Source organism: Bradyrhizobium sp. USDA 3364 (assembly GCF_054056355.1).
In genome coordinates, this window is record NZ_JBSRYG010000002.1 from 5,292,709 (window position 1) to 5,305,418 (window position 12,710).

The 12,710-nt window shown below is 65.7% G+C and carries 11 protein-coding genes; 10 read left to right on the forward strand and 1 reads right to left on the reverse strand.

The window, feature by feature from the left end; all coding sequences use genetic code 11:
- Positions 1-17: 17 nt before the first annotated feature.
- Positions 18-179 carry a hypothetical protein gene (locus tag ACVILL_RS25030; RefSeq protein WP_456731465.1) on the reverse strand — a complete coding sequence of 54 codons (162 nt, stop codon included), beginning with the start codon at positions 177-179 and terminating at the stop codon, positions 18-20.
- Here ACVILL_RS25030 and ACVILL_RS25035 point away from each other — a divergent pair.
- From ACVILL_RS25035 to ACVILL_RS25080, 10 genes are all read left to right on the forward strand, one after another.
- Positions 178-1,032, forward strand: a complete 855-nt coding sequence (locus tag ACVILL_RS25035) for an ABC transporter ATP-binding protein (protein ID WP_456731466.1) — start codon at positions 178-180, stop codon at positions 1,030-1,032. The two genes, ACVILL_RS25030 and ACVILL_RS25035, sit on opposite strands and share 2 nt — an antisense overlap.
- Before the next feature lie 2 nt (positions 1,033-1,034).
- Positions 1,035-1,811 (forward strand): ABC transporter permease, encoded by a 777-nt coding sequence (locus tag ACVILL_RS25040; RefSeq protein WP_456731467.1) that lies wholly within the window; start codon positions 1,035-1,037, stop codon positions 1,809-1,811.
- A 44-nt stretch (positions 1,812-1,855) separates the two neighbouring features.
- The gene (locus tag ACVILL_RS25045; RefSeq protein WP_456731468.1) at positions 1,856-2,881 is read left to right on the forward strand and encodes an ABC transporter substrate-binding protein; all 1,026 of its coding nucleotides are present in this window, start codon (positions 1,856-1,858) and stop codon (positions 2,879-2,881) included.
- 102 nt (positions 2,882-2,983) lie between these two features.
- Positions 2,984-4,420, forward strand: a complete 1,437-nt coding sequence (locus ACVILL_RS25050) for an amidohydrolase family protein (RefSeq protein ID WP_456731469.1) — start codon at positions 2,984-2,986, stop codon at positions 4,418-4,420.
- A gap of 175 nt (positions 4,421-4,595) precedes the next feature.
- Positions 4,596-7,019, forward strand: coding sequence for a CaiB/BaiF CoA transferase family protein (locus ACVILL_RS25055; RefSeq protein ID WP_456731470.1), 2,424 nt, complete (start codon positions 4,596-4,598; stop codon positions 7,017-7,019).
- Positions 7,019-8,095 (forward strand): ABC transporter ATP-binding protein, encoded by a 1,077-nt coding sequence (locus ACVILL_RS25060; RefSeq protein WP_456731471.1) that lies wholly within the window; start codon positions 7,019-7,021, stop codon positions 8,093-8,095. Before ACVILL_RS25055 ends, ACVILL_RS25060 begins: the two co-directional genes overlap by 1 nt.
- Positions 8,092-9,096 (forward strand): ABC transporter ATP-binding protein, encoded by a 1,005-nt coding sequence (locus ACVILL_RS25065; RefSeq protein ID WP_456731472.1) that lies wholly within the window; start codon positions 8,092-8,094, stop codon positions 9,094-9,096. Before ACVILL_RS25060 ends, ACVILL_RS25065 begins: the two co-directional genes overlap by 4 nt.
- A gap of 3 nt (positions 9,097-9,099) precedes the next feature.
- A complete protein-coding gene (locus ACVILL_RS25070; protein ID WP_456731473.1) occupies positions 9,100-10,716 on the forward strand; it encodes an ABC transporter substrate-binding protein in 1,617 nt (538 codons plus the stop codon).
- A gap of 102 nt (positions 10,717-10,818) precedes the next feature.
- Complete coding sequence (locus ACVILL_RS25075; RefSeq protein WP_456731474.1) at positions 10,819-11,775, forward strand: ABC transporter permease; 957 nt, start codon at positions 10,819-10,821, stop codon at positions 11,773-11,775.
- Positions 11,772-12,656 carry an ABC transporter permease gene (locus ACVILL_RS25080; protein WP_456731475.1) on the forward strand — a complete coding sequence of 295 codons (885 nt, stop codon included), beginning with the start codon at positions 11,772-11,774 and terminating at the stop codon, positions 12,654-12,656. The genes ACVILL_RS25075 and ACVILL_RS25080 overlap by 4 nt, the downstream gene beginning before the upstream one ends.
- Positions 12,657-12,710 lie beyond the last annotated feature (54 nt).

The window sequence follows — 12,710 nt, forward strand, 5'->3', positions numbered from 1 at the left end:
CTCCGATGACCTCTCTATCATAGCGGAAAAGCAATCGAGCGCCCGAATTGCATGCAGTTTGGGCCGTGGATTGCCCAAATAAAATCCGGTTCGGCGCCCGCCGATTTCGCGATCCCCTTGATTTTCAACGAGCCATCGGCTGGCATCCAGCTTGCATGCACTTTGCTCGTGATGCGCATGCAACCAAATTCCGAATTTGCCGGCGAGCCGATGGCCGCCGGGTCCGCGCCGACCGCGATCGAGCTGTCGGAAGCCTCCGTCACCTTCGGCCGCGGCGCCCGCGCCGTGCCGGCTCTGTCGAAAACCACGCTGCGGATCGCCGACGGCGAGTTCGTGGCGCTGGTCGGGCCGTCCGGCTGCGGCAAGTCCACCATCCTGCGGCTGGTCAGTGGCCTGGCGCGGCCGACCACGGGCGTCGTCATCGTCGGCGGCCGCGAGGTCGCGGCGCGTGCGATGCGGGTCGGCATGGCGTTCCAGAACCCGACCATGCTGCCGTGGATGACGATCGAAAAGAACATCATGCTGCCGCTGAAGATCGTCGAGCCGTTCCGCTCGCAGTTCCGCAAGCTGCGCAAGACCGAGTTCCGCGACAAGGCCAATGCGCTGCTCGAGCAGGTCGGGCTTAAGGGCTTTGGCGGCCGCTATCCCTGGCAGCTTTCCGGCGGCATGCTCCAGCGCGCCAATCTGTGCCGCGCGCTGATCCACGAGCCGCGCATGCTGCTGCTCGACGAGCCGTTCGGCGCGCTCGACCAGTTCACCCGCGAGGAGCTGTGGGGAATCCTGCAAGCCCTTTGGATGACCCACAAGGCGACCGTGCTGCTGGTGACCCACGATCTCCGCGAGGCCGGATTTCTCGCCAGCCGCATCTGCGTGATGAGCGCGCGACCCGGCCGCATCCTCGATGACTCCAGGGTCGACTTCGCCCGCCCGCGCACGGTGGCGATGACCTTCGAGCCGGATTTCGTGGCGCTCAACCAGAAGCTCCGCGCCTTCATCGTCGACGCGCGCACCGCTGCGCGAGAGGGAGCCTGACCATGTCGGTGTCAGATGTCAGGCAGAAGGCCTGGTCCGTGGCGCTGATCGTGCTGTTCTTCGTCGCCTGGGAGCTGTTCTGCCTGATGACGGGGATGTCGGATCTCGTGCTGCCGCGGCCGTCGCAGATCTTCGTCACATTGATCGAGAAATTTCCGATCCTCTGGCCGCATATCGTGCAGACGCTGGTCACCACCATGATCGGCTTCGTGCTCGGCGTGGCGCTTGGTGTCGCGCTCGGCGCCGTGATCGGCGTGTCAAAAACCGCCTACGACACCTGCTATCCGCTGCTGGTCGGATTCTCGTCGATCCCGAAGGTCGCGGTGGTGCCGATCTTCGTGCTGTGGTTCGGCTCCGGCACGGTGCCGGCGGTGCTGACCTCGCTGTCGATCTGCTTCTTTCCGATCGTCGTCAACATTGCGACCGGCCTCGCCACCACCGAGCCCGAGCTCGAGGATGTGCTGAAGGCGCTCGGCGCCAGCAAGTTCGACATCCTCTGGAATGTCGGCCTGCCCAGGACGATGCCGTTCTTCTTCGCCTCGCTGAAGGTCGCGGTCTCCTACGCCTTCGTCGGCGCGGTGCTGTCGGAGACCGTCGCCTCGAACCGCGGCATCGGCAACGTCATGATGACCGCGTCGTCCAATTTCAACGTGCCGCTGGTGTTCGCCGGCTTGTTCGTGCTCGCCGGTCTCGGCGTCGCGCTCTACGTGCTGTTCTCGCTGATCGAGGGCCAGGTGACGGGCTGGGCGACGCGCAAGGACAACGTCATCGCCACCTGAGGGACTTCGTCAACCGTCAAGCAATGAAGCTTAAGGAGATCTCGATGCTGAGAAGAGTAAGCGCCGCACTGCTGGGATTGGCCCTGGTCGCGGGATCCGCGCGCGCCGAGGAAACCACCATCAAGTTCACGCTGGGCTGGAAGACGCAGGGCTCGGACGCCGCGTTCTTCTACGCCAAGGACCACGGCTACTTCAAGGAAGAGGGCCTCAACGTCGTGATCGACCAGGGCGAGGGCTCGGGTGCAACGGTGACCCGTATCATGTCGGGCGCCTATGACGCCGGATTCGGCGACGTCAACGCGATCATCCAGAACGCCGCGACCAAGCCGCAGGATGCGCCGGTCATGGTCTACATGATGTGGAACCAGCCGCCGTTCGCGATCGTCGCCAAGAACTCGAGCGGCATCAAGTCGATCAAGGATTTCGAGGGCCACACGCTCGGCGGCGCGCAGGGTACGCCGACCACGCGGCTGCTGCCGGTGTTCGTGCACAAGAACGGGCTCGACGGCGAGAAGATCAAGATCTCCAACATGGCGCCGAACCTGCAGGAGCCGATGCTGATCAAGGGCGACATCGATGCCGCGCTGGTGTTCAACATCACGAGCTATTTCAATCTCGTCCTGAACCGTCAGGACCCCGACAAGGACTTCAAATGGTTCTCGTTCGGCGACTATGGCCTCGATCTCTATTCCAACGGCGTGATGGTGTCGCGCAAGCTGATCGCCGCGAACCCGAAGGCGGTCGCCGGCCTCGTCCGCGCCATCAACAAGGGCGCGATCGCGGTCGCCAAGGACCAGAACGCCGGCATGAAGGCCGCGCTGAACTACGACAACCTGATCAATGTCGACGTCGAGAAGCGCCGGCTGCAATATTCGTTCGAGAAGCTGATCGTCTCGCCGGAGATGAAGGAGATCGGCGTCGGCGACGTCAAGGACGACCGCATGGCCCGCGCCATCGGCATCATCGTCGAAGGCTACCAGCTTGCCCGCGCGCCGACTCCGGCCGAAGTGTTTTCGCGTGATTTCCTGCCGCCGCGGGCGGAGCGGGAGTTGGTGTATTCGGCGAATTGAATCCGTCATTGCGAGCGAAGCGAAGCAATCCATTCCTCGGCATGGGGATAGATGGATTGCTTCGTCGCTTCGTTCCTCGCAATGACGGCGGAGGACGTTGCGATGGACGTCACAGCCACTCGTCTGTTTTGCGGGCCCGACCTCAACATCCGCGACAACGTCGTGCTCCATCACGACGGCGGCATCATCACCGATATCTCGAACGCGGTAACCCCAGCGACCGGCCCGCGCTCCCTCATTGTTCCTGCCTTTATCAACGCCCACGACCACGCCCGCCCGCGGGCGTCGAGCTTCGGCGCGGTCGGCATGCCCTTGGAGAGCTGGATTCTGCGCACGGTGGTGGGCACGCCGGTCGACCCATATCTCACCGCCGCCTCGGCGCTGGCGCGCGCGGCGCAGGCCGGCTGTGCGGCGATGATGGTGCACTACACTCGCCCGAGCGGCACCATGCCGCTGGTCGAGGAGGCCAAGGCGATTGGCCGCGCTGCCGCCGATGTCGGCATCCGCATCGCCTTTGCCATCGCGGTGCGCGACCAGAATCCGATCGTCTATGGCGACAGCGAACCGGTACTGTCCGGTCTCGCCGGCGACGACCGCAAGACGATCGAGGAACTGTTCGTTCGCACCCCGATGTCGCCAAAAGCCTACATCGAACTGACCGACGCGATCGCCGCGGCGATCTGCGGGCCGAAGGTCGACGTGCAGCTTGGGCCTGCCGGGGTGCAGTGGTGCTCGAAGTCGCTGCTGGAGGCGGTTGCGGAAAATTCCGCGCTGACCGGCCGCCGCATCCACATGCATCTGCTCGAGACGATCTATCAGCGCGCCTGGGCGGATCAGCATTTTCCCGGCGGCATCGTCCGCTATCTCAGCGATATCGGTTTCCTGTCGGAGCGGCTGACGCTCGCGCATTGCATCCACGCTCGGCCCGATGAGCTCGAGATGATCGCAGCGTCAGGCGCGCGCATCGTCACCAATTTCTCCTCCAATCTGCATCTGCGCTCCGGGCTGGCGCCGATCGCCGCGGCGCATGGCTGCGGCTGCGCGATTGCCGTCGGCGTCGACGGCCTGGCGCTCGACGAAGACGACGACGTGCTGCGCGAGATGCGGCTGGTGCAGATGATGCACGGCGGGCTCGGCTTCAAACGCACGTGGACGGCGCAGGAGTTTTTCACGCTCGCGATCCGCAATGGCCGCCGCGCCACCGGCGCGCCGGGAACGGGCGAACTCACTGTCGGTGCGCCGGCCGATTTGGCGCGCATCGATCTCGACCGGCTCGAGCGCAATCAGATTCTGGATGCCGATCCGCTCGACCTGCTGTTCGCGCGCGGCAATGCGTCGCTGGTCGAGGAGCTTGTGGTCGATGGTCGCACCGTCGCGAAGACCGGCCGGTGCCTCGGTGTTGATCTTCCCGCCATCGAGCAGGAACTGCACGGCATCCATCGCGCAAGCGTAACCTCATACGCGCATGTCTTGCGCGCATGGCCGCGATTGTCGCATCAGCTGCAACACTGGTTCGAAACGCAGCTCACCTGCAATTAGCTGCACAATCGTCGCTTCGCGCCGACCGCCAAGCGCAGTCGACCTCTGACTAATTCCGTCAAGCGGAAGAAAATTCCACTTGCATCACACAGTCGGCGCGGCTTCAAGTTCACCCCAACAAAAAACTGGATCAGTCGCGGTCACTGGCTGGTCATGTGGTTGGCGAGGAAGCCTGATGGGCGCGTTGTCGCATCTGCGGATTGTCGAGATCGGAAGTGCTGCGGCGACGAGCTATTGCGCGCGGCTGTTTGCCGATTTCGGCGCCGACGTGCAGAAGGTCGAACCGCCGGCGGGCGATCCGCTTCGCCGCACCGCGCCGCTGACGCCGCAGGGGCACAGCGCCTGGTTTGCGTTTCTCAATTTCAACAAATCGAGCGTCGTCCTCGATCAACGCGATGCGTCGCGCCTGCATGAGCTGATCGCGGGCTGCGACATCCTGCTCGATGGGCGCGGCATCGCTGCGGCGGATTGTCCCGACGTCGATGTCGATGCGATCAAGCGCGACAATCCGGGCCTGATCCATCTCGACCTCGCCTGGTTCGGCGATCGCGGTCCCTATGCCGATTTCGCCGCGACCGACTCCACGATCCGCGCGCTGACCGGGCTCGTGAAGCTGGTCGGTCCCGAGCAGGGACCGCCGATGCACGCGCCGGATTTCCAGACCGGTATTCTCGGCGGGCTGTGGGGCTTCATCGCGGCCGCCTCGTCGGTGCTCGGGCGCATGCAGGACGGGCGCGGGCGCCAAAACCATCTCAGCCTGTTGGAGGCCAGCATCGCGGTCACCGAATACATCATGTTCGAGGCGTTCCAGCGCGGCGACATCATGCGCCGGATCGGCGTCAACCGGTTCTGGCCGACCTTTCCGGTCGGCATCTACGAGACCAGGCAAGGCTGGCTCGGCGTCACCACGGTGACCCCGGCGCAATGGCGCGCGTTCTGCGAGATGCTCGGGCTGAATGATCTGCGCGACGATCCGACGCTGTTCATGGGCGTCGACCGGCTGCGCCATGTCGCCGAGATCGAAGGCAAGATCCTGCCGAAGCTGAAGCAGCGCACCGCGCAGGAATGGTTTGCCGAGGGCCTCAAGCGCAAGATCCCGATCGTGCCGGTGCCGGAGGTAGCGGATCTCATCGCCGATGAGGAGAAGCGCGCCCGCGGTGCCATCGTCCCGATCACCATCGGTGACGAGACCGGCTCTTCCGCTGGCACGATGCAGCGGCTGACGGCAACGCCGCCGCTGCGGGGTGGCCGCGTGCCCGGTATCGGCGAGCAGCAGGCCGCGTCAGTGACCGTGCCGCGTGCGCCGGTGCCGAAGCCGGCCGCAACCAATCGCTTGCCGCTCGAAGGCATCCGCGTCGTCGACTTCTCGATGGGCTGGGCCGGGCCGATCTGCACCCGCACACTCGCTGATCTCGGCGCCGACGTCATCAAGATCGAGGCGACGCAATATCCGGACTGGTGGCGCGGCGTCGACCGGCGTCCGGCCTATGTGCTGGAGCAGATGTACGAGAAGTCGGTGCGCTACTGCATCATGAACCGCAACAAGCGCGGCATCACGCTCGACCTGACCCGGCCGAAGGGGCTCGCGCTGGCGAAGCGCCTGCTCGCCGATGCCGACCTCGTGGTCGACAACTATTCGGTCGAGGTGCTGCCCAAGCTCGGTCTCGGTTACGAGGTGCTGAGCAAGATCAATCCAAAGCTCGTGATGATGTCGATGTCGGCGTTCGGCGCCGGCAGTGTGCATCGCGACTGCCGCGCTTATGGCTCGACGCTGGAGCAGGGCTCCGGCCTGCCGAGCGTGGTCGGCGATGCGGGCGGCCCGCCGGTCATGAGCCACACCGCGTTCGGCGATGCCGTCGGCGGCCTCAATGGCGCTGCCGCGGTGCTGACCGCGCTGATCCACGCCAAGCTGACGGGGCAGGGCCAGTTCATCGATCTTGCGCAGATCGAATGCATGATGCCGTTCGCAGCGCCCTGGATCGTCGCGCATTCGATCGGCGGCAAGCCGCCGGTCAAATATGGCAACCGCCATCCGGATTTCGTGCCGCACGGCTGCTTTCGCTGCAACGGTGACGACAACTGGATCGTGGTCGCGGTGTCCGACGACGCGATGTGGCCGAAGCTCGCGCGGCTGCTCGGCCGCGAGGATTGGGCATCGGACGAAAAGCTCGGGACGGCCGCGGGCCGCCGCGCCATCGAGGCTGAGATCGAGGCCGCGATCACGGCCTGGACTTCGGCGCACGATGCCGATGCGGCGATGGCCGCGCTGCAATCCGCCGGCGTTGCATCCGGCGTTGCGCGGCTGCCGATCGACCTTCTGAAGGACCCGCAGCTCCACGCCCGCGGCTTCATCCAGCAAGTCGACCGCGCCTTCATCGGACAACATCCGCAGCCGTCGATGCCGTTCCGCGAGGGCGATGCGCCGTTCGCGATCCGCTCGGTGCCGCCGACGCTCGGCGAGCATAACCGCGAGATCCTCGGTGGCATGCTCGGCGTCTCCGACGCCGAGCTCGATGAACTCACGCGCGAGGGCATCATCGGCACCGAGATGCTGATGGAGGAGCAGCTGGTGAAAGAGAAGAAGCGGGCGGCGGGCTGATGGGAGCAGGCCCACCGGCACAGCGCAGGGCGGAGGGTGCGCGCGACGGCGCGCGACCGCTGCTGTCCGTGCGCGGGCTCGGCATCCGCTTCAAGACAGCGCAAGGCGTCTGGCAGGCGACGCGGCGGATCGACTTCGACGTCGCGCCCGGCGAGCGCGTCGGCATTGTCGGTGAGAGCGGCTGCGGCAAGACCATCACCGGCCTGTCGATCCTGCGGCTCTTGCCGGGCAATTTCGCCGGGCTCGACGGCAAGATCATGTTCGACGGCGTCGATCTCGCCTCCTGCAGCGCGCGGCAGATGCGGGCGATCAGGGGCAAGCGGATCGCGATGATCTTCCAGGAGCCGATGAGCGCGCTCGACCCGGTATTCACCGTCGGCCACCAGATCGCCGAGACGCTGCGCGTCCACACCAATATCGGCCAGGAGGAGGCGCGCGCCAAGACGCTGGAAATGCTCCGCCGCGTCGGCATCGCCTCGCCGGAGCGGCGGATCGACGATTATCCGCACCAGCTCTCCGGCGGCATGCGTCAGCGCGTGATGATCGCGGCGAGCCTGATCTGCGGGCCGCAGCTCCTGATCGCGGACGAGCCGACCACCGCGCTCGACGTCACGGTGCAGGCGCAGATCCTCGAACTGCTGCGCGACATCAGCGAGACCTCGAAGACCGCGCTGATGCTGATCACCCACGATCTCGGCGTCGTCGCGGAGACCTGCACGCGGATGATCACGATGTATGCCGGCGAGGTGATCGAGGATGCCACCGTCGACGAGGCGCTGGTGCGGCCGCTGCATCCCTATACGTCGGGGCTTTTACGCTCGTTGCCGCATCTGAGCCCGCGCCACGGCCGGCTGCCGTCGATCCCGGGCCGGGTGCCGTCGATCGCGGAGATGCCGGCCGGCTGCCGCTTCCGCGCCCGCTGCGCGCATGCGGCCAAGGGCTGCGAGGCCGAGCAGACATTGCAGGATGCCGGCGGCGGCCGCAGGGTGCGCTGTCATCGCTTTGCCGAGCTCAACCTGCCGGGCGCGCTGCATCCGCCCGGCGCGCCGGCTGCCGTGAAGGTCGCGACCCAATGACCGCAGCCGCCGCCGAGCCGCGCCGCGACGCCATCGTTTCCGTGCGCGACCTCCAGGTCCGCTTCCAGACCTCGGACCGGCGCGCCACCGTGAAGGCGGTCGACGGCGTCAATTTCGACGTCCGCCGCGGCGAGACCTTTGGCATCATCGGCGAGTCCGGTTCGGGCAAGACCACGATCGGCCGCGCGCTGGTGTTCCTGCTCGATCCCAGCGCCGGCGCCATCCTGCATGACGGCATCGACCCGACGGCACTGTCGCGCCGGGAATTCCAGAACCATCGCCGCGACTACCAGATCATCTTCCAGGATCCGAACGCTGCGCTGAACCCGCGCATGACCATTCTGGCATCGGTGCTGGAGCCGCTGGAGCTTGCACGCATCGGCAACAGCGCCGAGCGCGAGCGGCTGGCGCGGGAGGCGCTGGAGCGCGTCGGGCTGCCGCAGGAATTCGGCGAGCGCTATCCGCATCAGCTCTCCGGCGGCCAGAAGCAGCGCGTGGTGATTGCCCGTGCGCTGACGCTCAAGCCCAAACTGATCGTCTGCGACGAGGTGGTGGCCGCGCTCGACATGTCGATCCGCGGCGACGTGCTCAACCTGTTCGCCGACCTGCAGCGCGATCTCGGCTTGACCTATGTCTTCATCACCCATGATCTCGCCGTGGTCTCGCATATCAGCGAGCGCGTCGCGGTGATGTATCTCGGCCAGTTCGTCGAGCTCGGACCGACCGAAGAGGTCGCCGAGCGGCCGCTGCATCCCTACACCATCGCGCTGCTGTCGGCCGAGCCGCGGCCGCTGCCATCATCGATGCGGCAGGAGAGCCGCATCGTGCTGCAGGGCGAGGTGCCGAGCCCGATCGATCCGCCGTCGGGCTGCCGCTTCCGCACCCGCTGCCCGCATGCGCAGCCGCTCTGCACCGATCGCGTGCCGGAGTGGCGCGAGCTGAAGCCCGATCACTGGGTGGCCTGCCATTTCGCCGACCGCCCGAATTTTTCGCCGAGATAGAGCATGATCCGGAAAAGTGTGAAGCGGTTTTCCGACAAGATCATGCTCCAAACCAAACTGGAGATTCACGCCATGACGATGACGACACGACGCGAGGCCTTGGCGTTGATCTCGGCTGCGCTGGCCGGCACTACGCTCGGCGGCCGCGCGTTCGCGGAAGGCACGCCGAAGAAGGGCGGCACCTTGCGCATCTCCGCGCCGGCCAATCCGTCGAGCCTCGATCCGGCGACCGGCGGTGCCGGCTCCGATCACGCCTTCCTGTTCACGATGTACGACACCCTGACCGAGTGGGACTTCGAGACGCTGAAGCCGAAGCCGGGCCTCGCCGAGAGCTGGAAGTTCAACGATCCGACCACGCTGGTGCTCAACCTCCGCGCCGGCGTCACTTTCCATGATGGCACGCCGCTCGATGCCGAGGCCGTCAGGTTCAATCTCGATCGCAACCGTGGCGATGCGAAGTCGAACATCAAGGCCGACCTGCTGTCGGTTGACTCGGTCGAGGTCACCGGTCCGCAGCAGGTCACGTTGAAGCTGAAGACGCCGGATACCGCGCTGCCCGGCATCCTCTCCGACCGCGCCGGCATGATGGTGTCGCCGACCGCGCTCAAGGCCGCCGAGGGCGGCGCCGTCACCCGCAAGCCGGTCGGCGCCGGCGCTTACGCCTTCGTGAGCTGGGCCGACGGCGAGAAGATCGTGGTCAAGCGCAACGAGAAATACTGGAAGCCGAACCGGCCCTATCCCGACGGCATCGAGTTCTCGATCATTCCCGAACTCACCACCGGCGCCCGCTCGGTCACTGCCGGGCAGAACGACCTGATCTATCAATTGCCGCCGCGGCAGAAGATGATCATCGAGCGCGCCCCGAGCGTGAAGGTCGTGCATGGCCCGACGCTCTATGTGTTCCAGATATTCCTGAACTGGGCGAAGCCGCCGTTCGACAACGTCAAGGTCCGCCAGGCGCTTAACTTCGCGATCGATCGCGAGTCCTTCGTCAAGGCCGCGCTCGCGGGGCTCGCCGAGCCGGCCTACATGAACCTGCCGAAGTCGCACTGGGCCTATGACGCCGAGGTCGCCAAGCTCTATCCTTATGATCCCGACAGAGCCCGCAAGCTGCTTGCGGAAGCCGGCTTCAAGGAGGGCACCCAGATCGAGATCGGCGGCTATTCCGACCAGGATTCGGTGCAGCGCGAAGAGATTCTGATCGAGCAGTTCCGCAAGGCCGGCATGAATGTGCGCTTCGTCAATGCGCCGATCGCGGAAGCCTCGGCGTCGTTCTTCGGTCCGGAGAAGAAGGGCTCCGGCCTGCTCGCCGCATGGACCGGGCGGCCCGACCCGAGCCTGACCTATTCGCTGATGTTCACCAAGGACGCCTATTACAATGGCGGCCGCGCACCGGTGCCACCGGAGCTTGAAGCTGCAATCAAGGCGTCGCGCGCGTCTGAAGATATCGAGGTCCGGCGCAAGGCCTTCTCCACCGTGCAGAAGCTGGTGATGGAAAACGCCTTCGTGGTGCCGCTGGCGTTCCAGTTCGAACTGGTCGCCATGAACAAGAAGGTACAGGGCTATCGGCCGAACCTGCTCGGCAAGCCGAAATACGACGACGTCTGGATCGAGAGCTAGCATGATCCGGAAAAGTGCAAAGCGGTTTTCCGAAAACGATCATGCTCAAAAAAGGAGTTAAAGCACGATGATGTTCCATCATAATCTCATCGTGCTTTAGCGATGGCGCGACGGTCACCGGTCAAGGTCATCGGCAGCCGCCTGGTGCAGGCGCTGCCGGTGATCCTGCTCGCGACCTTCATGGTGTTCGCGCTGCTCAAGCTGGTGCCCGGCGACATCGCGGTCACGCTTGCCGGCGACAACGCCACCGATGCGCGGATCACCGAGATCAGGCAGATCTACGGCCTCGACCGGCCGTTCCTGGTGCAATATGGCGCCTGGCTCGGTCATGTCGCGCAGGGCGATCTCTCGCAATCGCTTCTGACCGGCGAGAAGGTCGCTGATTCAATCGGCCGCGCCTTCCCGAACACGCTGCTGATCGTCGTGATCGCGCTGGTGCTGGCGCTCGTCACCGGAATCCCGATGGGCGTGATGGCCGCGATCAAGCCGAACGGCTGGGTCGACAAGCTGATCAGCATGATCGCCTCGCTCGGCGTCGCGGTCCCCGGCTTCTGGCTCGCGATGATTTTGGTTGCGGAATTCTCGCTGAAGCTGAACTGGCTGCCGGCGACCGGCGCGAAATCCTTCAGCGCCTCGCCGATCGATGCGATCCGGCACGCGCTGCTGCCTGCCATTGCGATCGCGGCCTATGGCATGGCCGAGGTCGCGCGCCAGCTGCGCGGCGCGCTGCTGGAGGTGCTGTCGTCGCAATATGTCCGCACGCTGCATGCCAAGGGCCTCTCGCTGTCCCGCATCCTTTGGCAGCACGGGCTGAAGAATGTCAGCGTCAACCTGCTCACGATCATCAGCCTGCTGGTCAACCGCATGCTGGCGGCGACCGTCGTGATCGAGGCGGTGTTCGCCATTCCCGGCCTCGGCAGCCTGATCGTGCGCGGCGCGATCCAGCGCGATTTCCCGATCGTGCAGGGCGTCGTCTTCACCATGGTGGTGGTCGTGATCGCGGTGAACCTGATCACCGATTTGTTGTGTGCGGCGGTCGATCCGAGGATCGAGCAATGACCGACACGGCGCTCGCATCCCTCAAGGCACCGGCCCGGCCGACCCGGCTGCGGCGGTTCGCGCGCTGGCTCGCCGGCGATCTGCGCGCGGCGCTGTCGATCCTGGTGCTCGTGGTGCTCGTTGTCGTCGCCATCGGCGCACCCTGGATCGCGCCCTATGCGCCGACGGCGCAGGACGTCAACAACATGCTGGCGCCGCCGGGGCCGCTGCATCTGCTCGGCACCGACGATCTCGGCCGCGACATCTTCTCGCGCCTGATCTACGGCGCGCCGGCGACTGTGTACGCCAGCCTGCTCGCGGTCGGCGTCGCGGTCCTGATCGGGCTCCCGGTCGGCCTTGTCGCCGGCTATTTCGGCGGCTGGATCGACGACATCATCAGCCGCATCATCGACACCTTCCTGTCGTTCCCGGCCATCGTGCTGGCGATCGCGGTCACCGGCGCGCTCGGCATCGGGCTCACCAACGGCATGATCGCGGTCGGCATCACGATGTTTCCGGCGCTGGCGCGCATCGTCCGCGCCCGCACCCTGATCGTGCGGCAGGAGCTCTATGTCGATGCGTCCAGAGGCTTTGGCGCGCCGACCTGGCATGTGCTGTGGCGCCACGTGCTGCCGAACACGCTGCAGCCGGTCATCGTGCAGGTGACCTTGCTGCTCGCCGCGGCGCTGCTGGCCGAAGCCAGCCTGTCGTTCCTCGGCCTCGGGATCCAGCCGCCGGACCCGAGCTGGGGCGCCATGCTGGCGCGCGCCTATCAATATATGGAAATCGCCCCCGAGCAGATGTACGCGCCGGGCCTTGCCATTCTCGTCGTCTCCCTGGCGTTCAACGCGCTGGGGGAATCCTTGCGTGTTGTGCTCGATCCGACCATGAAGGATCGTTAGAGCATGATCACGTCCCATGGCCGCGCGCGTCCTTTCACCTCTCCCCGCAAGCGG